This window comes from Acidimangrovimonas pyrenivorans (genome assembly GCF_042643245.1).
In the GTDB taxonomy this organism is placed as follows: domain Bacteria; phylum Pseudomonadota; class Alphaproteobacteria; order Rhodobacterales; family Rhodobacteraceae; genus Acidimangrovimonas; species Acidimangrovimonas pyrenivorans.
Genome location: NZ_JBHRSK010000007.1, coordinates 217,341 through 240,276, shown reverse-complemented (window position 1 = coordinate 240,276; position 22,936 = coordinate 217,341). Strand labels below are relative to the sequence as shown.

Genomic DNA, 22,936 nt, shown 5'->3' with positions numbered 1-22,936 from the left:
ATGAGCACGTCCGATGAGGCCGGAAAGCCGGTCGAGACCCCGCCCGAGATGCTGTCGGGCACCGCGCTCTTCGTGCGCCGGCCGATCCTCGCCTTCGTGCTCAACGCCCTGATCGTGATCGCCGGCCTCGCCGGGCTCTCCGGCGTCGAGGTGCGCGAGCTGCCGGATGTCGACCGCCCGGTCGTCACCGTCACCACCACTTTCGACGGCGCCGCGCCCGAGACCGTCGACCGCGAGGTGACTTCGGCGATCGAGGGCGCGGCCGGACGGGTCGCCGGGGTCAAGTCGATCTCGTCCTCGTCCAGCTTCGGCCGCAGCCGGGTGACCGTCGAGTTCAGCACCGCGACCAATCTCGACACCGCGGCCAGCGACATGCGCGACGCGATCTCGCGGATTTCCAACAAGCTGCCGGCCGATGCCGACACGCCGCGCATCGTCAAGGCCGACGCCAATGCCAGCGCGGTGATGCGGGTCGCGGTGACCTCGGCCACCCGCTCGGCCCAGGCGCTGACCGAGCTGGTCAACGATGTCATCTCGGACCGGCTGGTCGCGGTGCCCGGGGTGGCCGATGTCCAGGTCTATGGCGGCCGCGACGAGGTCTTCCGGGTCGACATCAACCAGCTCGAGCTGGCCAGCCGCGGCCTGACCCTGGCCGATGTCCGCGCCGCGCTGGCCAATGTCTCCTACGACGCGCCGGCCGGGGCGCTGAAGGGCGGCGGCCAGAACCTCGTCGTCCGCACCGTCGCCAGCGTCACCACGCCGGCCGCCTTCGAGGCGCTGGTGCTGAAAGGGAACGTGACCCTGGGCGACGTGGCGACGGTGACGCTGGGCCCGGCGCCGGGCGACAGCGTGCTGCGCGCCAACGGCCAGACCGGGGTCGGCATGGGCATCATCGCCCAGGCCCAGAGCAACGCGCTCGACATCTCCAGGGGCGTGCGGGCGGCGGTGGCGCAGCTGCGCAATGTGCTGCCCAAGGACGTGAAGATCTTCGTCACCAGCGACGACGCCACCTTCATCAAGGGCTCGATCCACGAGGTCGTCCGCTCGCTGATCCTGTCCTGCCTGATCGTGGTCGGGGTGATCTTCCTGTTCCTGCGCGACTGGCGGGCGACGCTGATCCCGGCGCTGACCCTGCCGGTGGCGCTGATCGGGGCGCTGGCGGCGATCTACCTGGCCGGTTTCTCGGTCAACATCCTGACGCTCTTGGCGCTGGTGCTGGCCACCGGGATGGTGGTCGACGACGCCATCGTCGTGCTGGAGAACATCGTCCGGCGCCGGTCCGAGGGCATGGGCGCAAGGGCGGCGGCGGTCTTGGGCACGAAACAGGTGTTCTTCGCCGTGCTGGCCACCACGACGACACTGGCGGCGGTCTTCATCCCGCTCTCCTTCCTGCCCGGCCAGACCGGCGGCCTGTTCCGCGAATTCGGCTTCACGCTGGCGATGTCGGTGCTGATCTCCTCGGTCGTCGCCCTGACCCTGTGCCCGGTGCTGGCCAGCCGGATGCTGCACGGCCATGCCGGCGAAAGCGGCGGCGGGCTGATCGGCGGCCTCGGCGACGCGCTGTCCCGGCTCTATGCCGCGACGCTGCGGGTGACGCTGAACGCCCCGGCCATCGCTCTGCTGGTGGCGCTGCTGTTCGGCGCCACGGCGGCGCTGGTCTTTCCCTCGATCAAGCAGGAGCTGACCCCGCGCGAGGACCGCTCGCTGATCTTCCTCTCGGTCTCGACGCCGCAGGGCGTCTCGCTCGACTACACCACCGAGAAGATGCGCGAGATCGAGGATCTGGTGGCGCCGCTGCGGGCGGAGGGGCTGGTGACCAACATCTTCTCGATCGCCGGTTTCCGCGGCAATGACAACGGCGGCTTCCTGGTGCTGTCGCTCGAGGACTGGAGCAAGCGCCGGCTGAGCCAGCAACAGGTCGTCGCCAAGATCAACGGGCTGCTGAGCAAGGTCGTCGGCGCAAGGGTGTTCGCGATCCAGCCCAACTCGCTCCATATCCGCGGCGCCGGGCGCGGGCTGAGCTTCGCCATCACCGGCGACAATTACGACGAGCTGTCGAAGGCGGCGACGACCATGGTCGACAAGCTCCAGGACGATCCGCGCTTCGGCCGGGTGCAGCTCGGCTACCAGACCACCCAGCCGCAGCTTTTCGTCCATGTCGACCGGCGCCGGGCCTCGGATCTGGGCGTCAAGATCGACGGGTTGGGGCAGGCGTTGCAGGCGGTGCTGGAAGGCACCACGGTCGGCAGCGTCTTCATCAACGACACCAGCTACGACATCAAGATGATCTCGACCTCGGACCCGGTGAACGACCCGGCCGACCTGGAACGGATCTTCGTGCGCACCGGCGACGGCAAGATGGTGCCGATCTCGTCCTTCGTCACCCTGACCGAGAAGGCGGTGGCGCCCGAGCTCGACCGCGAGATGCAGATGCGCTCGGTCTCGATCTCGGCCGGGCTGACGCCGGCGCTGCCGCTGGGGCCGGCCTGGGCGCAGGTGCAGGAGATCGCCGCCGAGGCGCTGCCGGCCACCAACCACGTCATCCCGCTGGCCGAGGCGGCGACGCTGTCCGAGACTTCCTCGGGCATGGTGGTGACCTTCGGCGCGGCGATCCTGATCGTCTTCCTGGTGCTGGCGGCGCAGTTCGAAAGCTTCCTGTCGGCGATCATCGTCATGGCGACGGTTCCGCTGGGGCTGGCCTGCGCCGTCTTCGCCCTGCTGGCAACGGGGGGCAGCCTGAACGTCTACAGCCAGATCGGGCTGGTGCTGCTGGTGGGGATCATGGCCAAGAACGGCATCCTGATCGTCGAATTCGCCAACCAGCTGCGCGACCGCGGCCAGGGGGTGCACGAGGCGATCCTCAACGCCTCGGTGATGCGGCTGCGGCCGGTGGTGATGACCATGGTGTCGACGGTTCTGGGCGGCCTGCCGCTGATCCTGTCTTCCGGCGCCGGGGCCGAGGCGCGGGCGGCGCTGGGCTGGATCATCGTCGGCGGGCTGGGCCTGGCGACGCTGTCGACGCTCTACTTCACCCCCGTCGCCTATCTGCTGCTGGCCCGCTTCACCACGCCCAAGGCGCATGAGGAGGAACGGCTGCGGCGCGAGCTGAGCGCGGCGACCGGGGCGGAGCAGGCCGACAGGAGAGCGTAGGCCGACGCGGCCCGGCTTCTTGTTTGCCGTTGTTTCCCGCCGTCCTGATGTCTTGCCCTTCGTGCCCGACACCACTGATTCGATACATTCTCTGAAGCCCCAGCCATGCGTCTCCTGCATAGCGGGGATGCATTCACCTGTTAAAGGTAAGCCTGCTTACGACTTGCTTCATAAGCAGGCTTACCATATATCCCGCTCATGAATAACGCACCCACCAACACCCTGGGCTTCCTGCTGCACGACGCCTCGCGCCTGTTGCGCCGGCGGTTCGAGCTGCGCGGCGCCCAGTACGGGCTGTCGGCGGCGCAGTGGCGGCTGATGGTCCATGTCGTTCGCCACGAGGGCATCTCGCAGGCGCGGCTGGCCGAACTGCTCGAGATCGAGCCGATCAGCGTCTCGCGCCTGGTCGACCGGATGGAGCAGGGCGGCTGGGTCAGGCGCTGCCCCGATCCGCAGGACCGCCGGGTCCGACTGATCCACCCGACGGACCGGGCGATGGAGGCCTTCACCATGGTCAAGGCGCTGGCGGGCGAGGTCTACGAGGAGGCGCTGGCCGGGATGAGCCCGGAACGGCGCGAGGCGCTGATGGACGGGCTGACCCAGGTGGTCGCCAATCTGAACGAGTTGGAAGCCAGCACGGCCTGCGGGTCGGCGGCCAAGGAAGGTTGAGACGATGAACGCTTCGGCTGATGTGAAAACCAAGGATGCGGTTGCGGTCGACAGCCCGGCGCCCAAGCGCGGCCGGGCGCGGCGCCGCATCCTGATGCTGGCCCTGCCGCTGGCGCTGGTGCTGGGCGGCGGCTATGTCTGGGTGACCGGCGGCCGTTACGAGGATACCGACAACGCCAACCTGCAGCAGGCGCGGTTCTCGATCGCCGCCGATGAATCGGGCCGCGTCGTCACCGTCAACGTGACCGACAACCAGCACGTCAAGAAGGGCGACGTGCTGTTCCAGGTCGATCCGCAGCCCTACCGCATCGCGCTCGAACAGGCCGACGCGGCGCTGGCCGGCGCCCGGCTGAAGGTCCAGCAGATGCAGGCCGCCTATGCCCAGGCCGTGGCCCAGGCCAAGGTGGTCTCGGACGACGTCACCTATTTCAAGACCGAATACGACCGCCAGGAGGCGCTCAAGGCCAAGGGCATCGCCTCGGCCTCGGCGCTGGACGCGGCCAGCCGCAACCTGCGCAAGGCGCAGGAGAGCAAGGTCGCGGCCGAGCAGGCGGTGATGAGCGCCAAGGCGGCGCTGGGCGGCAAGCCCGACCTGCCGGTCGATGATCACCCCTCGGTGCTGGCGGCCAAGGCGGCGCGCGACAAGGCGGCCTACGACCTCGCCCAGACCACGGTCAAGGCCCCGGCCGACGGCATCGTCTACAAGGCCTCGTCCTTCAAGCCGGGCGAGTTCGTCGCCGCCGGCAGCCCGCTGTTTGCGCTGGTCGAGACCGGCGACACCTGGGTCCAGGCGAATTTCAAGGAAACCCAGCTGACCCACATGAAGCCGGGCCAGAGCGCCGAGATCACCTTCGACACCTATCCGGGCCGCAGCTTCAAGGCGACCGTGCAGGCGATCGGGGCCGGCACCGGGGCCGAGTTCTCGCTGCTGCCGGCGCAGAACGCCACCGGCAACTGGGTCAAGGTCACCCAGCGGGTGCCGGTCTACCTGCGGCTCGACAATGCCGATCCCAAGCTCATGCTGCGGACCGGGATGAGCGCGGCGGTCTCGGTCGACACCAAGGTGACGCGCAGCTTCGCCGGGCTGATCACCGCCTTCGCCGGCGGCACCGGCGACAACAGCAACTGATCCGAACCGATCTGAAACCTATCTGACGGCCGCGCCCGGGCGCGGCCCGGAGGGCCCGAGATGGCAAATGGCGCAACCGCCGCGGCGGGCGGAGACGATATCGATCACGGCGCGATCCCGCATCGCGGCCTGATCACCGTGTCGATCATGCTGGGCACCGTCATGCAGGTGCTCGACACCACCATCGCCAACGTCGCCCTGCCGTCGATGACCGGCGACCTGGGCGCCTCGGTCGACACCATCAACTGGGTGCTGACCTCCTACATCGTCGCCGCCGCGATCATGACGCCGGTGACCGGCTGGCTGGCCGACCGGATCGGCCGGCGCGAGCTGTTCCTGACCTCGATCGTCGGCTTCGTCGTCACCTCGATGGCCTGCGGCATCGCCTGGAACCTGAACGTCATGGTGATGTTCCGGCTGCTGCAGGGCGTCTTCGGCGCCGCTATCGTGCCGCTGTCCCAGACCTTCCTGCTCGACATCAACCCGCGCGAGCGCCACGGCCAGGCGATGGCGATCTGGGGCGCCGGGATCATGGTCGGCCCGATCATCGGCCCGACCCTGGGCGGCTACCTGACCGAGACCTTCAACTGGCGCTACGTCTTCTTCGTCAACCTGCCGGTCGGCATCCTCGCCTTCCTCGGCTCGGCCGCCTACCTGCCGAAGATCGCCACCAAGCTGCGCAGCTTCGACTTCTTCGGCTTCGCCATGCTGTCGCTCGGCGTCGGCGCGCTGCAGATGATGCTCGACCGCGGCGGCGAGGTCGACTGGTTCAACTCGATCGAGATCTGGATCGAGTTCGGGCTGGCGATCACCGGTTTCTGGGTCTTCGTGGTCCATATCCTGACCTCCGAGAAACACGCCTTCATCGACCCGCATATCTTCACCGACCGCAACTTCGTCACCGGCCTGCTGTTCATCTTCGTCATTGGCGTGATCCTGCTGGCCAGCCTGGCGCTGCTGCCGCCGATGCTGGCGCATATCTTCGGCTACCCGACGATCACCACCGGACTGGTCATGGCGCCGAGGGGCGTCGGCACGATGATCTCGATGCTGCTGGTCGGGCGGCTGGTGCGCAAGGTCGACGCCCGCTTCCTCGTCGTGCTGGGGCTGATGCTGGCGGCCTGGTCGCTGCACATGATGGCCGGCTTCTCGCCGCAGATGGACGACCGGCTGATCATTCTCAGCGGCGTGGTGCAGGGGCTGGGCCTCGGGCTGGTCTTCGTGCCGCTGTCGACGGTGGCCTTCGCCACGCTCGACGCGCGCTACCGCACCGACGCCACCGCGTTGTTCAGCCTGGTGCGCAATATCGGCTCGTCGATCGGCATCTCGGTGGTCAGCGCCATGCTGACCCATAACCTGCAGGTCAACCATGTCGAGCTGTCGGCCAATGTCTCGGCCTACAACCCGGTGCTCAAGGCGCTGTCGCCGGCGGCGGCGGCGGGCAACCCGACGATGCTGAAGGAGCTCGACGGGCTGGTGAACCAGCAGGCGCTGATGATCTCCTATGTCGACGATTTCAAGTTCATGATGATCGTGACGATCTCGGCGATCTTCCTCGCCTTCCTGCTGCGCTCGCCCAAGCGCGCGGCCCAGCAGAACATCCCCGACGAGGAAATCAGCGCGGCGATGGAGTAGGGCGGGGGCGTTTCCGTTCCAATGGCGCCTAGGGCGGCGTCCGACCCCGGGGGGGGCGCTTGTGACCTGACCGTTTGGCAGCGGCACTTCCGCATTCCGGCTGGTCGCGCTCATCGGCCGGCTGCGGAATGCGCCGTTCCGGGGGGGGCGGGCGCCGCCCGGCGTGCCGCCGGGCGAAGCGGCTGTGAGAGGCGCCGCGCCTCAGCCGGGCTGGAAGCCGCCGATCAGGTGGCGCAGGCCGAGCACCGCGCCGGCGCCGATGCAGGCCAGCGTGACCGGGCCGGAATAGGCCAGCGTCGCGAAGGCCGAGACGCCCTGGCCGACCGAACAGCCCAGGGCCACGACGCCGCCGATGCCCATCAGCGCCGCGCCGGTCACCTGCCGGCCCAGCTCGCGCGGGTCCTCGCAGGCCTCCCAGCGGAACAGGCCGCGGATGCTCGAGCCGATGAAGGCCCCGGCCATGACGCCGATCACCGAGCCGACCGAGAAGGTGATGCCGCCGGCGGTCGAGGTCATCAGGTAGATCAGGGTCCGGCCCAGCGGCGCGGTGAAGGAGGGGCCCTCGATCGCCACCTCGCCGAAGCTCTGATCGGCCAGCCAGGCGGTGCCGACGAAGGCCCAGACCACTGCCAGCCCGGCCAGCAAGCCCCAGACCAGACGCCGGGGCGAACGCCGCAGCGGCGCGTAGGACAGCGCCCAGGCGAAGCAGAGCACGGCGACGGGCAGGGCGATCGCCAGCGGCGGCAGCCCGGTCAGGCCCGAGATCAGGTCGGCATAGTTTTGCGAGCTCTCGGCGCCGATCTGCGGGAACAGCGTGATCCGCAGCGGCGCCAGCGGTCCGTTCAGGGTGATGAAGGAGAAGACCGCCATCACCACCACCACCACCAGCGACCGCAGGTCGCCGCCGCCGAAGCGGGCCAGCGCGCCGAAGCCGCAATTGCCCGCCAGCGCCATGCCGTAGCCGAAGACCAGGCCGCCGACGATGCTGGCCCAGGGGTTCCAGCGCACCGACTGGTAAAGGGTCTGCGACAGGTCGATATAGCCTGCCGCCTGGGCCAGGTAGCAGCCGGCGATGGCGGTGCCCAGGACGATGCCCCAGAGCCGCAAACGCCGGTGGTCGCCGCCGTAGATCGAGCTTTCCAGCGCGCCCAGCGTGCAGAAGTCCCCCAGTCGCGCGGCAAGGCCCAGAACCAGGCCGCCCGACAGACCGACCAGCGCCGCAAGGGCGCCGTAGGGCAGATTTTCCATGTCGTCCTCCCCAAAGGCCGCCTCGCGGCCCGCTCTCCCTGAGGGCCGCACGGGCCCGATCCGCCCCGGCGTCGCCTTGTTCTCGCGTCTCAGCCTTGTTCGGCGGCGTCCGGGTTGCAGAACATATCGTAGACCAGTTCGATGGCGCGCTGAACCTTGGGGTCGCTCAGCGAATAGAAGATCGCCTTGCCCTCGCGCCGGCACGAGACCAGCCCTTCCAGCCGCAGGCGCGCCAGTTGCTGGCTCACGGCAGCTTGACGGGAGGAGAGCAGGTTTTCAAGCTCGGTGACCGATTTCTCGCCCGAGGACAGGTGGCAGAGGATCATCAGCCGGCCCTCATGGGCCAGCGCCTTGAGGAAGTTCGAGGCCGACTGGGCCTGGTCCATCATCTCGTCGGGCGACAGCGCGCCGCAATGCGACGGCACAATCACCGCGTCCGGATCGAGACTATCGCGTTTACTTGTGTCCAAAGACATACCCCGGCCTTTCCTGTGTCGCGCTCCGGGTGGCCGGCTCTGGCCTGCCCGGTCCGGCGCACACCCCGCACCGCGCGGAGTTCCGGATACCTCTTTCTGCCCCACAGGGGCAATAGCATGGGGCGGAGGGAAATGCGACCCCCGGGGACCTCCCGGCGATCAGCTCTTGGCCATCTCGGCCGCCGCCCCGGCAGCCGAATTGTCCGTCTTGGTCAGGATCTGGTCGAGCAGACCCCAGAAGAAATCCTCTCCCGGATAGCCCTCGATGCGGCCGATCTCGACCCCGTCCTGCAGCACCACGAAGGTGGGCGTGAACTGCGGCTTGCGGGCCAGCTGCATGTAGCTGGGCAGGGCGCCGTGGATGTCGACCCGGTGCAGCGGCGCCGCCTTGCCCTCGTCGGTCTTGCCGTAGATCGGGCCGATCTGGGCGTTCCACTGCGCGCACCAGTGGCACCCGGTCTGCTCGAACATCACCAGTTCGACCCCGCGCCGCACCTCCTGGGCGCGGGTCGGCTGAGCCGTGAACGCCGCGACGAAAGCCAGCCCGAGACCGGCAAGGATAGCAAAAGTGACGCTGCGGAACGCAAGGCGCATGGCCGTTCACCCCGATTGACGAGTCTGTGAATACATATAAAGATCGTAATGTGTTTCCACGAATTCAGCAAGGTGCCTGATAAATGAACCTTGATATAAGCTATGGCGGGGCGGCGGTCGCCGGTATCCTGTCATTCCTGTCGCCCTGCATCTTGCCGATGGTCCCTTTCTATCTGTGCTACATGGCCGGCATTTCAATGCAGGAGTTGCGCAACGACGGCGGCATCAACCCGGGGGCGCAGCGCCGGCTGGTGATCTCGGCCGTCGCCTTCGCGCTCGGGGTGACGACGATCTTCGTCCTGCTCGGCCTCGGCGCCACCGCCCTGGGCCAGGCCTTCGTCGCCTGGAAGAACCAGCTGTCCTGGGTCGCCGCCGCCATTCTGGCCGTGTTCGGGCTGCATTTCCTCGGTATCGTCAAGGTGCCGTTCCTCTATCGCGAGGCGCGGATCGAGGCCAAGGCCGAGCCGTCCAGCATCATCGGCGCCTATATCATGGGGCTGGCCTTCGGCTTCGGCTGGACGCCCTGCGTCGGCCCGGCGCTGGCCGCGATCCTGTTCGTCGCCAGCGGAACCGGCGACCTCTGGCACGGCGGCACGCTGCTGCTGGTCTACGGCCTGGCGATGACGCTGCCCTTCATCATCGCCGCGCTCTTCGCCCAGCCGTTCCTGGCCTGGGTCGGGCGCAACCGGCGCTACCTGGGCTATGTCGAGAAGATCATGGGCGCGATGCTGATCCTTTTCGCCGTGCTGATCGCGACGAATTCTGTAGGCTACATCTCGGATTTCCTGATTCAGAACTTTTCCTGGGAGAGCACCCTGAAGTGATCCCCGGCGGGATCGGCGGGGCTCTGCCCGCAGCATGTAACGGGAGGACATCATGCGACGCCTTACCATCGCTCTTGCCACGCTTCTTGTCGGCGGCCTCGTCCTGACGGCGCCCGCGCGCGCCGAGGTGCCGATCGGCGACGACGGTCTGCACAAGCCGACCTGGCTGCAGGACACCTTCAAGAACCTGCCCGACGACCTGGCCGAGGCCAACGCCCAGGGCAAGCGGCTGCTGATCATGATCGAGCAGCGCGGCTGCATCTACTGCACCAAGATGCAGGAAGAGGTCTACCCCGACCCGGCGATCGACAAGATCATCCGCGATACCTACTTCGTCGACCAGATCAACCTGTTCGGCGACACCGAAGTGACCGATTTCGACGGCACGGTGCTGCCGGAGAAGGAAATGGCGCAGCGTTGGGGCGTCGTTTTCACGCCGACGCTGATCTTCCTGCCCGAAGAGATTCCGGAAGGCAAAACCGCCGCCCAGGCGGCCGTGGTCACGATGCCGGGAGCCTTCGGCAAGGGCACCACCAAGGCGCTGTTCGAATGGGTCCGGGATCACGGCTACGAGAGCGGCGAGAACTTCCAGAAATACCTTCAGCGTCAACTCGCTAAGAGCAAGACGGACTGACGGCGAACAGGGTTCGGTCGCGGCGATGGTCGCGGCCGGTCTATACTAAAGCATTGATGCTTAAGTATATTTATCGCCAGAAATTGAGCGGCCATGCTGCGACTGCGCGCGCGGCGCGCCGCGCCGCGGCATCTGCCGGCAGATCGCCGTCGATGTGTTCAAAAGAACATATCCGCTCACATGCAAAAATTGGAATTTTATATTGCACGCCGCGTCACGCTTCCGTTACGGTACGACTCGGAGCATCGACAGGGAGGTCGACTCCGTGACGCAGGGAAGCCAGGGAGGACTCCATATGAAGCGCCAGATCGTGCTGGGTATTGCCGCAGCGGCCATTGTCGCCGGCTATGCCAATGCTGAAACTGCGCCGGATGACGTCAAGTTCGTAGATGGTGCGGTGGCCCAGTCGCTGACCGGCAAGCCGGGCGACCCGGTTGCGGGTGAGAAGATCTTCACCACCAAGTCCATGGGGAATTGCATCGCTTGTCACGTGGTGACCGCGCTCGCGAAATATCCGTTCCCCGGCGATATCGGCCCGTCGCTGGACGGCGTCGCCGATCGCTGGAACGAAGCCGAGCTGCGGGGCATCGTGGCCAACGCGAAGATGACCTACGAGGGGTCGGTGATGCCGCCCTTCTACAAGGTCTCGGGCTTCATCCGCCCCGGAGACCATTACACCGGTAAGGCCGCCCCGGCCGATCTGAAGCCGATCCTGAGCGCGCAGCAGATCGAAGACGTGGTGGCCTTCCTCGAAACGCTCAAGGAACAATGACCTGAGCCCTTCAGGACTGAGGAGAGAATGATGAACCTGACCAGACGTGAAGCCCTGGTGGTTGGCGCCGGCGGTATCGCGGTTGCGATGCTGCCGCTGTCGGCGAATGCCGCGGCGATCGACGATGTAATTTCCGCCTTCACCGGCGGCGCTTCGATGGGCGAGGGCGACGTGACGCTGACCGCCCCGGAAATCGCCGAGAACGGCAACACCGTTCCGATCTCGGTCGAGGCGCCCGGCGCTTCGGAAATCCTCGTGCTCGCCTCGGGCAACCCGACGCCCAAGGTCTGCACCTTCAAGTTCGGCCCCGCATCGGGCTCGCAGATGGCCTCGACCCGCATTCGCCTGGCGAAAACCCAGGACGTGATCGCGATCGCCAAGATGGGCGACGGCAGCTTCGTCAAGACCGCCGCGACCGTCAAAGTGACCATCGGCGGCTGCGGCGGCTGAGGAACAGGAGAACAACGACAATGGCAAAGCATGTCAAACCCCGCGTGAAGGTTCCGAGCAAGGCCTCGGCCGGCGACGTGGTCACGATCAAGACCCTGATCAGCCACCCGATGGAATCGGGCCAGCGCAAGGACAAGAGCGGCAAGATCATCCCGCGCGAGATCATCAACCGCTTCACCTGCGACCTGAACGGCAAGAACGTCATCGACGTCGAGCTCGATCCGGCCGTGTCCGCCAACCCTTACTTCGAATTCGAAGCCAAGGTCGACGCCTCGGGTGAGTTCAAGTTCACCTGGTACGACGACGACGGGTCGGTCTACGACACTTCGAAGAAGATCGCGGTTAGCTAAGCGCCGTGTTTCACACTCGTCAGGGAGGAGAGATGATGAAAATGCGGACGCAAGCAAAAGCGATGACGGCGGTCGTGGCCCTGGTCACGCTGTCCCTTTCCGGGATGGCGCAGGCGGCGGGCGACGACCCCGATCCCGGCAAGGAACTGGTGATCAACGGCGACATGCAGATGGTCACGCGCGTCAAGGCGCCTGACAACATCCCGGGTCTGACCAATGTCTACTCGGGCTGGCTGTTCCACGATCCCAGCACCCAGGCCATGGAAATGGACGATTTCGACAACCCGGGCATGACCGGGGCCGAAACCGGGACGGAGAACTGGAGCGTGGCGGATGGTTCGGAGGGCAAGTCCTGCGCTTCGTGCCACGGCGATATCGAGAAGATGAAGGGCGTGCGCACGCATATGCCCAAGGTCAACAAGGACGGCAAGCTGTGGTCGATGGAAGACTACATCAACAACTGCCGGACGACCCGCATGGGGGCGAAAGCCTGGAGCTGGAACAGCGCCGACATGCAGGACATGGTGGCCGCGATCTCGGTGCAGTCGCGCGGGATGCCGATGGCGGTTGCCACCGACGGCGCCGCCGCGAAGTTCTGGAAGGAGGGTGAGAAGATGTACTACACCCGCACCGGCATGCTGGAGCTGTCCTGCGCCAGCTGCCACGAACAGAACTACGGCAACCACATCCGGGCCGAGCATCTGTCGCAGGGGCAGCTCAACGGCTTCCCGACCTATCGTCTCAAGACCGCCAAGCTGGTGTCGATCCACAACCGCCTCAAGGGCTGCGTGCGGGATACCCGTGCCGAGACCTACAAGGAGGGGACCGACGCCCTGCGCATCCTCGAGCTCTACGTGGCCTCGCGCAGCAACGGCCTCTCGGTCGAAGGCGTGGCGGTTCGTCCCTGAACCCGAACAGCGGGGCGCGCGGCGGGGGCGCGCGTCCCACCCCATCTCCCAGCGACGCATTTTCATCGCTCGGCAATCGCACGGTATTCGTTTGGCCATTTATCAAACTGGGGCAGAGGCCCGGCGCGGGATCGATTCCGTGCGGGGGCTTGCTTTGCCCGGACGACAGGAGTGAACCGGAATGATCTCGCGGCGCGACTTTCTTCAAGCCACCGTTGCAGCCTCCGCCATCTGGGGGGCCTCGGGCGTCGGCAACTGGGCGAAACTGGCGGCGCAACAGGCGCTTAGCCAGGACCAGCTGCTGGATTTCGATACCTACGGTAACGTAACGCTTGTTCACATTACCGATATCCACGCGCAACTCAAGCCGATTTGGTTCCGCGAGCCGGAAATCAATCTCGGCGTCGGCGCGGTGCACGGCCTGCCGCCGCATGTCACCGGCGCCGACTTCCTGAAGATGTTCAACATGAAGCCCGGCACGCCCGAGGCCTATGCCCTGACCTACCAGGATTTCGCGTCGCTGGCGAAGGCTTACGGCAAGATGGGCGGTATCGACCGGGTTGCCACGGTGCTCAAGTCGATCCGCGCCGACCGGCCGGACGCGCTGTTCCTCGATGGCGGCGACACCTGGCACGGCTCCTATACCTGCCTCAAGACCGCCGGCCAGGACATGGTCAACGTGATGAACGCGCTCAAGCCCGACGCGATGACCTCGCACTGGGAATTCACCCTGGGCACCGAGCGGATCAAGGAGATCGTCGACGGGCTGCCCTTCGCCTTCCTCGGCGCCAACATCTTCGACGCCGAATGGGACGAGCCGGCCTTCGAGCCCTACAAGATGTTCGAGCGCGGCGGCGTCAAGGTGGCCGTCATCGGCCAGGCCTTCCCCTACCTGCCGGTCGCCAACCCGAAATGGATGTTCCCGGAATACAGCTTCGGCATCCGCGAGGAGCGTATGCACGAGGTCGTGCAGGAGGTCCGCGGCAAGGGCGCCGAGCTGGTCGTGCTGCTGTCGCATAACGGCTTCGACACCGACCGCAAGATGGCGGCCCAGGTCGAGGGCATCGACGTCATCCTGACCGGCCACACCCATGACGCGCTGCCCGAGCCGGTGATGGTCGGCAAGACGATGCTGATCGCGTCGGGCTCGAACGGCAAGTTCGTCACCCGTCTCGACCTCGACGTCCAGAAGGGCCAGCTGATGGGCTTCCGCCACAAGCTGATCCCGATCTTCGCCGACGTCATCACCCCGGATGCCGAGGTGGCCAAGCTGATCGACGAGCAGCGCGCGCCCTACAAGGCCGAGCTGGAAGAGGTGGTCGGCCATACCGACAGCCTGCTCTACCGTCGCGGCAACTTCAACGGCACCTGGGACGACCTGATCTGCAACGCGCTGATCGACCAGCGCGAGGCCGATATCGCCATGAGCCCGGGCTTCCGCTGGGGCCCGAGCATCCTGCCGGGCGAGGCGATCACCCGCGAGGACGTCTTCAACGCGACCTCGATGACCTATCCGAACGCCTACCGGTCGGAAATGACCGGCGAGACGATCAAGACGATCATGGAAGACGTCGCCGACAACCTGTTCAACCCCGATCCCTACTACCAGCAGGGCGGCGACATGGTTCGCATGGGGGGCATGGGCTACGACATCGACGTGTCCAAGCCGCAGGGCAGCCGCATCACCAACATGACGCTGCTCAAGACCGGCGAGAAGATCGATCCGGCCAAGACCTACGTGGTCGCCGGCTGGGCGAGTGTGAATGAAGGTACCCAAGGGCCGGCGATCTGGGACGTCGTGGAGACCTGGCTCAAGGAACAGGGCACCGTGGAGGTTGATCCGAACAAATCGGTTCACGTCACCGGCGCCTGACAGACGATCAAATCCAACAGGACTTCTTGAACATGGCCGCGCCGCCGTGCCGGTCGAGCTAACACTAGGAGGATGACGCATGACGGAGACATCCGGCAAAGGCACCAGCCGCCGCGGGTTTCTGAAAGCGGGCTTCGCCGCGGGGGGCGCACTGGTCGCCGGCGGCACGGCGGCACGCGCCGCCACCCCTGATCCGCTGATCACCCAGGTCCAGCCCTGGAACACCGTTCTGGGCGACGGGGTCGACGTGCATCCCTACGGGATGCCGGTGAAATACGAATCCGATGTCATTCGGCGCAACGTGCCGTGGCTGACCGCGGATTCGGTCTCGTCGATCAACTTCACCCCGCTGCACGCGCTGGACGGGATCATCACCCCGAACGGCCTGTGCTTCGAGCGCCACCACGGCGGCGCGGCGGAGATCCCGAAGGAAGACTACCGGCTGATGATCAACGGCCTGGTCGACGAGCCGCTGGTCTTCACCCTTGACGACCTGATGCGCTTCCCGCGCGAAAACCGCATCCACTTCATGGAATGCGCGGCGAACAGCGGCATGGAATGGGCCGGCGCCCAGCTCAACGGCTGCCAGTTCACCCACGGCATGATCCACAACGTCATGTATACCGGCGTGCCGCTGCGGGCGCTCTTGGAAGAGGCCGGGGTCAAGACCGAGGGCAAGTGGATCCTGGCCGAGGGCGCCGACGCCGCCGGCATGACCCGCTCGATCCCGATCGAGAAGGCGCTGGACGACTGCCTCGTCGCCTTCAAGATGAACGGCGAAGCACTGCGCAAGGAGCAGGGCTACCCGGTCCGCCTGGTCGTTCCCGGCTGGGAAGGCAACATGTGGGTCAAGTGGCTGCGCCGCATCGAAGTGGGCGACAAGCCCTGGGAGCAGCGCGAGGAGACCTCGAAATACACCGACCTGATGCCGAACGGCAAGGCGCGGAAATTCACCTGGGTCATGGACGCCAAGTCGGTGATCACCAATCCCAGCCCGCAGGCTCCGATCACCCACGGTCCCGGCCGCACCGTGATCACCGGCCTGGCCTGGTCGGGCCACGGCACCATCAAGCGGGTCGACGTCACCCTCGACGGCGGTGTCAACTGGCACACCGCGCGCCTGTCGGGCCCGAGCCTCGACAAGTCGCTGCACCGCTTCTACTTCGAGTTCGACTGGGACGGCTCGCCGCTGCTGCTGCAGAGCCGGGCGATCGACGAAACCGGTTACGTCCAGCCCACCAAGGACGCGCTGCGCAAGTTCCGCGGGAACAACTCGATCTACCACAACAACGGGATCCAGACCTGGTCGGTCAACAAGGACGGGGAGGCAGAGAATGTCGAAATTTCGTAAGCTCGCGCTCGGCACCGCGCTCGCCGCGGCGGCCTTCGCCCAGCCCGTGATGGCGCAGAAGCTCGGCCTCGGCCGACCGGCTCTGCCCGCCGAGATCAAGGCCTGGAACATCGACGTGCGTCCCGACGGCCAGGGCCTGCCCGAAGGCAAGGGCAACGCGGCCGACGGCGAGCAGATCTTCTCGGAACGCTGCGCGGTCTGCCACGGCGACTTCGGCGAGGCGGTCGACCGCTGGCCGGTGCTGGCCGGCGGCCAGGGCACGCTTCAGGCCCGCCGCCCGGTCAAGACGATCGGTTCGTACTGGCCCTACCTGTCGACGGCCTTCGACTACATCCACCGCGCGATGCCGTTCGGCGACGCGCGCACCCTGACCGCGGACGAGACCTACTCGATCGTCGCCTACCTGCTGTATCTCAACGATATCGTGCCGGACGACTTCGAGCTGTCGAAGGAGAACTTCACCTCGGTGAAGATGCCCAACGCCGACGGGTTCTTCATGGATGACCGGGACCAGGGCGAGAAGATCGCCTTCACCCGCGAGCCCTGCATGAGCGACTGCAAGACCGACGTGAAGATCACCAAGACCGCCTCGGTCCTCGACGTCACGCCGGAAGGCGAGGATGCGGGCGACACCTTCGAGGGCGGCGACGTCACCCCGGTGACCGAAGCCCCGGCAGGCGACGACCAGGCCGCCGCCGACGCGCCGAAGGCGGAAGAGCAGGTGGCCTCGGCCGAGACCGCCCCGGCGGAACCGGCTCCCGCCGAGCCGGCCGCGGCCGCGCCGGACCCGGAGCTGGTTGCCAAGGGCGAGAAGGTGTTCAAGAAGTGCAAGGCCTGCCACATGGTCGGCGAGGGCGCCAAGAACCGGGTCGGCCCCGAGTTGACCGACGTGATCGGCCGCACCGCCGGCACCGTCGACGGCTTCAAGTACTCCTCGGCCATGATCGATGCCGGCAAGGGTGGCCTGATCTGGACCAACGAGGCGCTGCACACCTATCTGAAGAAGCCGAAGGACATGGTGCCGGGCACCAAGATGACCTTCGCCGGCCTGAAGAAGGAAAGCGAGCGCGACGCGGTCATCGCCTATCTCGACTCGTTCAAGAAGTAGGGCGGCGGCCAGGCCGGATGGATCCGGCCTGGCGCATGCGGCTTGCCCCGGAAATGGATTTGGGCGGCGGGTTTCCCGCCGCCCATTCCTTTTGCGCCCATTCCTCTTGCGCCCGTGCCCGTGCCCGCGACCGTCCGGCTTGCGCCTTTCGGGCAGGGCCGCAGCCACGGCGCGTTCAGGACTCTCTCCGTTGCCGGCCCACCGTATCCTCGTAGGGCTCCTCGGTCCGGGAAAGAGAGTCCGGGCAATTCGCGACAAGCGCGGGATCGAGATGGCGGCTCGCCCAGAGCGCCGCCTGGGTGCGGTTGCTGACGCCGATCTTGCGAAACACCGTGCGCAGATGCACCTTCACCGTGGCATCGCTGATTTTCAGGGACCGCGCGATCATCTTGTTGGGATGGCCGGCGCAAAGATGGCCGAGGATCACGCTCTCCCGGTCGGTCAGTTCCACGGCGGCGGCGTCGACCGGCGGTTCGGGCGCTTCCGCCGGCAGGGCAGAAGGCTGTCCCGATGGCCGGGGGCCGCTGCGGGCGGGGGCGGGGGCGGATCGGCGCGTGCCGGCCCGGCCCACTCGACCGGGCGCTCCGAGAACTGCGCGGCGAACTGCGCGGCCGCCTCCCTTTCGTACTGACGCAGCGTCGCGATCAGCTTGTCGGCCGAGGCCGCCTCGCTGACGATCGCGTCCACGCATTCGGCCATGTCATCGCGAAGCGCGGCGGGCAATGTCTCGGGAACGAGCGCCACGACCCGGACATCGGCATAGCGCCCGGTCAGTGCGTTGATCCGTTCGGACAGGTCGGTCGCCAGGTCGTCGACATGGATCAGAAAGACCTCGCCGAAATTCGCGCGCGTCAGGCCGGCATAGGAATCATACATTCCCGAAATGACCAATCCATTATCGCGACATGTATAGGCAATTGCCTCGCGTATTATTGCGGATTTGGAAACAACCGTTATTGTCACAATGCCGTCCCCCCTTCCTCAACCCTTGCAAAGCAGTGCCGAATCCGAATTCCGAAATGGCGGAATCAGTGGCGGGGCCAAGGTAATTATAACTTTCGGCTCCGGCGGCCTGACCCATGTACCAAAAGGCTAGCCAGACCACGGAGCGATCACCCAAACGACTTGTTGTTCAATCGACATCAACTTCACGTTATGAGGCCACAGGCGATCGCAAAATGCAAGAAAAGAGCGCCTTCCGAGGTATTCCACGTCTCCGCCACAAAGTTTTTTCACAGGCTTGAGAACAGTTTACGGCAGATGCTCCGTATCGGGATATCCCAAATCGGCTACAATATGAACAACCAGAAAGAGACGCTGGCATGGCGATGACAACTGGCGATTTATAGCTGCTGCGGATCTACCCATTTCGTCGTGTGCCCATAAGGCGGAGGCGCTCCCCTACGCCCAACGGGGCGATCCTGCTCCGAATGGCGTAGTCCGTCCGCGTTGCGGATTCATTCTCGCGAAGTGGTAAGCTGGAACTATTGCATTACGAAGTTTTTCGGTTCCGGGGGGGGCAAAGTGAACGTACGCCAGAGATCTGCCCTGAATAAGGGCGAAGTGAGCTATTCCGGCGTCTTGCGGCACACTCTATCGGGTCTGACGGACCTGGCCGTGGTCACGCTTGATACCGACAAGGGACGCGTTGTGCTGGGAACACGCCAGCCGCGTCGCGCGGAAGAGCCAAATGTCATCGCAGCAATGACGACGCAGGAGGACAGGCGGAGGCCCGACGCTTTCGTCTCGTTTCCGCTTGAGCCCGAGGATATCGCCAGGCTCGACAACTACGCCAACAGGGACCTTGCGCCGGGCAAGTGGATCGCCTTCCACGGCGTCTACGAGGACGGCCGGCGCGACGAGGTGGCCGTGCGCGTCAATGGCGAGCCGGACGAGGCGGCGATGGTCGGTTTCCTGTCCACCATCTGGCCGGTGCTGCGCGGCGACTGCCTGCGCGAGGCCCGCGAACAGGCGGACCAGACCGGCGACGAGGCGCTGCTGTGGATGATCTCGACCAAGATCGACATCGGCGTCATGGTGATGAACGCCAAGGGCATCATGCTGAAGGCGAACGCCTCGGCGCGGGCGCTGCTGCGCCAGGGCTATGTCTTGCGGCCCGGGCGCTGGGGCATCGCCGGCGTCAACGACCGCCAGACCCGCCTGTTTCGCGAGGCGGTGGCCAATTGCGCCGTCATGCCGGCCGAGGAATCGGAAGTGACGCTGTTTCTCGAATCGAGCCAGCCGGACCGCAAGGTGCCGATCACGCTGTCGCGCTTCTGCTACAAGGGAGAGCCGACCGACCTCGTCACCGTGATGATGCCGTCGCCGCCCGATTCCAAGCGGGTCGAGCGGCTGGCCCGGGCGCTGGGGCTGACGCGGTCGGAGGCCAGGGTCGCCGCGCTGCTGCAGCTCGGCATGTCCAACCGCTCGGCCGCCCGCATCGCGGGTCTGACCGAGCAATCGTTTTCGACCTACAGCAAGCGGGTGCTTGGCAAGCTCAAGCTCAACTCGCGGGCGGAGATCGCCCAGATGCTCACCTGGCAGGCCTACGGGGGAAGGCAGTGATGACCAGTTTTCAGAACGAGAAATTCGACACGAACGTATCGGGCGGGCAGGGGCTGCGGCTCGAGCAGCCGCTGCGCCCCGACCAGGAGCGCGAGGCGGAGACTGCCAACGCAAAGAAGCCGGAGGTGGCGCGTCCGAAATCCGAGATCGAGGCACTGCGCCAGGCGCTGATGCAGGGTGACGAGGCCCTTGCCCGGCGCCGCGACATCGGCGAGCTGCACAAGCGAATCGTGAACATGATCACGACGCTGAACCAGGGCCTGGACGAAAAGCAGGCCGCCCGCTTCGCCGAGGACAAGGCGCATTTCGTCGCCCGCCTCGAGCAGATCGAGCGCGCGGTGAACAGCATGGAGGGGGCGCTGCGCGTCGAACTCGAGCCGCTGCTGCACAGCATGGTGGAAAGGGCCGTCGAATCGCGTGGGACGGCCCGGCCCGCGAAAGCGCGAATCGCTCTGCAATGGCTTGCGGCCGGCGTGGTGGGGCTCGTTGTCGGCTTGGGTTTTTCTACTGAAATCAACGCTGTATATTCAGGCGTTCTGGGGTCGAAAAGCGACGTTCAGAGCCCGGTTTCTCCCATTTTGTTCCCGGATGGGGGCAGTGAGGCCTCAGCAAATCTGGCGAAATGAAGGCATCGGAGGGGCAATATTGAGCCTCCCCCGTTTAGGACCGGATTGAGCCGGATTTTCAATCGGAGCCGTACCGAAGCCGAAGGGCGGATGGGCGGCCCCGCATATAGCTGGAGGAAGTTTCCATGACTGTTGACACGAACGGTTGGAAGGAATGCGTCGTTCCCGATTGCGATCCCGATCTTCTCTGCGTGGATGGCAATAACGGCGCGGTGGGCATCGGCACGATCGGCGACGACTGGGTCGACCTGCGTCTGATGGGCTCGCCCGACAATTACGAAGCTCGCGAGGGCGACGACGCGATCCTCGGTAACTCGATGAACAACTACCTCAATGGCGAGGAAGGCTGCGACTCGATTTCCGGTGGCCTGGGCGGCGATGCCATCCAGGGCGGCGCCGACAACGACATCATCTGGGGTGACAACGTCTCCGGTGAGACCGTCGATGACGGCGACGACTGCCTCGCCGGCGGCGATGGCAACGACACCATCTACGGTCAGGGCGGCAACGACACCATCGACGGCGGCACCGGCGACGATTCCATCAGCGCCGGGACCGGCGACGACGCCGTCAAGGGCGGCGAAGGTAACGACGGGATCTGGGGCGGTGACGGCAACGACCACATCATCGGCGATGATGGCGATAGCGAGTCGCTCGATGACGGCAACGACACCATCTATGCCGGCGCGGGCGATGACTGCGTGGCCGGCGAAGGCGGCGACGACTGCATCCATGGCGAGGATGGCAACGACGTTCTCTACGGTAACGAGGGCGACGACGACATCTCGGGTGGCAACGGCGACGACAGCATCTCGGGTGGCCTGGGCGCCGACTACATCGTCGGCGGCGACGGCGTTGACGAGATCTACGGCGACATCCGCCAGGGCTACCAGACCGATCTCGATATCGGCTCCGACACCTGGAGCGGTGGCGACATCACCGACTTCGTCGGCGGTCCGGACACGATCTTTGCCGGTGCCGGCGATGACTTCGCGGACGGTGGTGCCGGCAACGACATCATCTTCGGTGAATCCGGTGCTGACCGGCTGTTCGGCGGCCGCGGCGACGACCTCGTCGATGGCGGCTCGGAGAACGATGCGCTCAACGGCGGTGCCGGCGACGACTTCATCCGTGGCGGCAGCGGCAATGACTGGATCCTCGGCCAGGCCGGCTGCGATGTCATCTACGGCGACCAAGGCGGTGCCCGCTGGGTGGCGCAAGTGCCGGGTTCCGACTGCCTGCAGTTCGACGGCAATCCGGAAGCCGACCAGGGCCCCGAAGGCTGCGACGTGATCCACGGCGGCTCGGGCTGGGACAAGATCTTCGGCGAAGGCTGCGATGACGAGCTCTATGGCGGTTCCGGCCATGACTTCGTCTCCGGCGGCACCGGCAACGACTACATCTCGGGCGGCACGGCCGGCGATACCCTGGTCGGCAATAGCGGCGACGACACCATCGACGGTGACGACGGCGGCGACCTGATGAACGGTGGCACCGGCAACGACGTCATGAACGGTGGTGACGGCTACGACTGCATGCAGGGCGCCGACGGCGACGACACCATGAACGGTGGCGCAGACGGCGACAAGATGGACGGCGGCGACGGCGCCGACTGGATGCACGGCGACTCCGGCAACGACTGCATGAACGGCGGCAACGGCGACGACCACATGTGGGGCGACGACGGTGACGACCGGATGTTCGGCGCCGGCGGCAACGACTGCATGTCGGGCGGCGAAGGCGACGACAACATGGCCGGCAACAGCGGCAACGACGAGATGTACGGCGACGGCGGCAACGACATCATGCGCGGCTGCTCCGGCGACGACACCTTGAGCGGTGGCGACGGCAACGACAATGTTGGCGGCGGCAGCGGCAACGACGTGCTGAACGGCGACGACGGCAGCGACACGCTGTGCGGCGGCGACGGCAATGACGTGCTGAACGGCGGGCGCAACAGCGACGACCTCAACGGCAACGACGGCAACGACACGCTGTCCGGCGATGGAGGGGACGACTTCCTCTATGGCGGCCGTGGTGACGACGATCTCACCGGCGGCAGCGGCTGCGATGTCTTCGAGGTCCACCTGGTCTGGGATGGTTCGCAGTTCCATTCGTCCGATGGCACCGATGTCGTGCACGACTTCACGATGCTGGGCGACGGCGACAAGCTGACCTTCCGCATCGAGGATCAGTCGGGTGGCGGCATGAACGACACCCAGATGTTCAACCAGCTCAACGGCGACGCGCATGTCAGCATGTTCGGCGGTGACACCACCGTTCAGATCGACGGTGCGACGATCACCCTCGAGGGTGTTCACACCGACAACCCGATGTTCGTGTTCAATGAGCTGTCGGACATCAACGACTTCAGCGACGGCAACTTCCAGTACGAAGCCGTCGACATCGTGATCGTCTGATCCGATCCGAGACGAGGGAACCCGGCCCCACGTTGGGGTCGGGCGACCTCCAGTCCTGGCTCGAGGTTTTGATAATGGTCCCCCGGCCACGTCGAAAGGACTTGGGCCAGGGCGCCTTCAGGAAAAAAGAAATTTGATGTGGCGGTCCGGGGGG

At 66.0% G+C, this 22,936-nt stretch carries 21 protein-coding genes; 16 read left to right on the top strand and 5 right to left on the bottom strand.

Going from position 1 to position 22,936, the window contains the following annotated elements; all coding sequences use genetic code 11:
• The 4 genes from ACFOES_RS11465 (at window position 1) to ACFOES_RS11450 (ending at window position 6,583) form a co-directional block, all read left to right on the top strand.
• A complete protein-coding gene (locus ACFOES_RS11465; RefSeq protein WP_377833409.1) occupies window positions 1-3,150 on the top strand; it encodes an efflux RND transporter permease subunit in 3,150 nt (1,049 codons plus the stop codon).
• Between the two features lie 198 nt (window positions 3,151-3,348).
• Window positions 3,349-3,819 carry a MarR family winged helix-turn-helix transcriptional regulator gene (locus tag ACFOES_RS11460; protein ID WP_377833408.1) on the top strand — a complete coding sequence of 157 codons (471 nt, stop codon included), beginning with the start codon at window positions 3,349-3,351 and terminating at the stop codon, window positions 3,817-3,819.
• A 4-nt stretch (window positions 3,820-3,823) separates the two neighbouring features.
• On the top strand, window positions 3,824-4,948 hold the full coding sequence (locus ACFOES_RS11455; RefSeq protein WP_377833407.1) for an HlyD family secretion protein: 1,125 nt from the start codon (window positions 3,824-3,826) through the stop codon (window positions 4,946-4,948).
• A 60-nt stretch (window positions 4,949-5,008) separates the two neighbouring features.
• A complete protein-coding gene (locus ACFOES_RS11450) occupies window positions 5,009-6,583 on the top strand; it encodes a DHA2 family efflux MFS transporter permease subunit (RefSeq protein ID WP_377833406.1) in 1,575 nt (524 codons plus the stop codon).
• A gap of 201 nt (window positions 6,584-6,784) precedes the next feature.
• Here the strand turns inward: ACFOES_RS11450 and ACFOES_RS11445 are convergent, their stop codons facing one another.
• The 3 genes from ACFOES_RS11445 to ACFOES_RS11435 all read right to left on the bottom strand — a co-directional run bounded on the left by ACFOES_RS11445 (window position 6,785) and on the right by ACFOES_RS11435 (window position 8,901).
• The gene (locus ACFOES_RS11445) at window positions 6,785-7,831 is read right to left on the bottom strand and encodes a YeeE/YedE family protein (RefSeq protein WP_377833405.1); all 1,047 of its coding nucleotides are present in this window, start codon (window positions 7,829-7,831) and stop codon (window positions 6,785-6,787) included.
• 89 nt (window positions 7,832-7,920) lie between these two features.
• Entirely contained in the window at window positions 7,921-8,220 is a 300-nt protein-coding gene (locus tag ACFOES_RS11440; RefSeq protein WP_377833560.1) for an ArsR/SmtB family transcription factor, read from the bottom strand.
• Window positions 8,221-8,466: 246 nt separating this feature from the next.
• Window positions 8,467-8,901: a hypothetical protein gene (locus tag ACFOES_RS11435; RefSeq protein WP_377833404.1), complete on the bottom strand. Its 435-nt coding sequence runs from the start codon at window positions 8,899-8,901 to the stop codon at window positions 8,467-8,469.
• Between the two features lie 83 nt (window positions 8,902-8,984).
• On the opposite strand from ACFOES_RS11435, the gene ACFOES_RS11430 reads away from it, so the two are divergent.
• The 9 genes from ACFOES_RS11430 to ACFOES_RS11390 all read left to right on the top strand — a co-directional run bounded on the left by ACFOES_RS11430 (window position 8,985) and on the right by ACFOES_RS11390 (window position 17,171).
• Entirely contained in the window at window positions 8,985-9,725 is a 741-nt protein-coding gene (locus ACFOES_RS11430) for a cytochrome c biogenesis CcdA family protein (protein ID WP_377833403.1), read from the top strand.
• A gap of 52 nt (window positions 9,726-9,777) precedes the next feature.
• On the top strand, window positions 9,778-10,359 hold the full coding sequence (locus ACFOES_RS11425) for a SoxW family protein (protein ID WP_377833402.1): 582 nt from the start codon (window positions 9,778-9,780) through the stop codon (window positions 10,357-10,359).
• A gap of 295 nt (window positions 10,360-10,654) precedes the next feature.
• Entirely contained in the window at window positions 10,655-11,131 is a 477-nt protein-coding gene (gene soxX / locus ACFOES_RS11420) for a sulfur oxidation c-type cytochrome SoxX (protein ID WP_377833401.1), read from the top strand.
• Window positions 11,132-11,161: 30 nt separating this feature from the next.
• Window positions 11,162-11,581 (top strand): thiosulfate oxidation carrier protein SoxY, encoded by a 420-nt coding sequence (soxY, locus tag ACFOES_RS11415; protein ID WP_377833400.1) that lies wholly within the window; start codon window positions 11,162-11,164, stop codon window positions 11,579-11,581.
• Between the two features lie 20 nt (window positions 11,582-11,601).
• The gene (soxZ, locus tag ACFOES_RS11410) at window positions 11,602-11,931 is read left to right on the top strand and encodes a thiosulfate oxidation carrier complex protein SoxZ (RefSeq protein ID WP_377833399.1); all 330 of its coding nucleotides are present in this window, start codon (window positions 11,602-11,604) and stop codon (window positions 11,929-11,931) included.
• Window positions 11,932-11,993: 62 nt separating this feature from the next.
• A complete protein-coding gene (soxA, locus tag ACFOES_RS11405) occupies window positions 11,994-12,839 on the top strand; it encodes a sulfur oxidation c-type cytochrome SoxA (RefSeq protein ID WP_377833398.1) in 846 nt (281 codons plus the stop codon).
• 181 nt (window positions 12,840-13,020) lie between these two features.
• On the top strand, window positions 13,021-14,712 hold the full coding sequence (gene soxB / locus ACFOES_RS11400) for a thiosulfohydrolase SoxB (RefSeq protein WP_377833397.1): 1,692 nt from the start codon (window positions 13,021-13,023) through the stop codon (window positions 14,710-14,712).
• Between the two features lie 79 nt (window positions 14,713-14,791).
• On the top strand, window positions 14,792-16,063 hold the full coding sequence (gene soxC / locus ACFOES_RS11395; protein ID WP_377833396.1) for a sulfite dehydrogenase: 1,272 nt from the start codon (window positions 14,792-14,794) through the stop codon (window positions 16,061-16,063).
• Window positions 16,047-17,171 carry a c-type cytochrome gene (locus tag ACFOES_RS11390; protein WP_377833395.1) on the top strand — a complete coding sequence of 375 codons (1,125 nt, stop codon included), beginning with the start codon at window positions 16,047-16,049 and terminating at the stop codon, window positions 17,169-17,171. Before soxC ends, ACFOES_RS11390 begins: the two co-directional genes overlap by 17 nt.
• A gap of 175 nt (window positions 17,172-17,346) precedes the next feature.
• On the opposite strand, the gene ACFOES_RS11385 is transcribed toward ACFOES_RS11390, so the two are convergent.
• Both ACFOES_RS11385 and ACFOES_RS11380 read right to left on the bottom strand, forming a co-directional pair.
• The gene (locus ACFOES_RS11385; RefSeq protein ID WP_377833394.1) at window positions 17,347-17,622 is read right to left on the bottom strand and encodes a response regulator transcription factor; all 276 of its coding nucleotides are present in this window, start codon (window positions 17,620-17,622) and stop codon (window positions 17,347-17,349) included.
• Window positions 17,613-18,134: a hypothetical protein gene (locus tag ACFOES_RS11380; RefSeq protein ID WP_377833393.1), complete on the bottom strand. Its 522-nt coding sequence runs from the start codon at window positions 18,132-18,134 to the stop codon at window positions 17,613-17,615. The genes ACFOES_RS11385 and ACFOES_RS11380 overlap by 10 nt, the downstream gene beginning before the upstream one ends.
• A 741-nt stretch (window positions 18,135-18,875) precedes the next feature.
• Between ACFOES_RS11380 and ACFOES_RS11375 the strand changes: the two genes are divergently transcribed.
• The 3 genes from ACFOES_RS11375 (at window position 18,876) to ACFOES_RS11365 (ending at window position 22,782) form a co-directional block, all read left to right on the top strand.
• A complete protein-coding gene (locus ACFOES_RS11375; protein ID WP_377833392.1) occupies window positions 18,876-19,736 on the top strand; it encodes a helix-turn-helix transcriptional regulator in 861 nt (286 codons plus the stop codon).
• Window positions 19,736-20,362, top strand: coding sequence for a hypothetical protein (locus ACFOES_RS11370; protein WP_377833391.1), 627 nt, complete (start codon window positions 19,736-19,738; stop codon window positions 20,360-20,362). Before ACFOES_RS11375 ends, ACFOES_RS11370 begins: the two co-directional genes overlap by 1 nt.
• 125 nt (window positions 20,363-20,487) lie before the next feature.
• A complete protein-coding gene (locus ACFOES_RS11365) occupies window positions 20,488-22,782 on the top strand; it encodes a calcium-binding protein (protein WP_377833390.1) in 2,295 nt (764 codons plus the stop codon).
• Window positions 22,783-22,936: the final 154 nt, after the last annotated feature.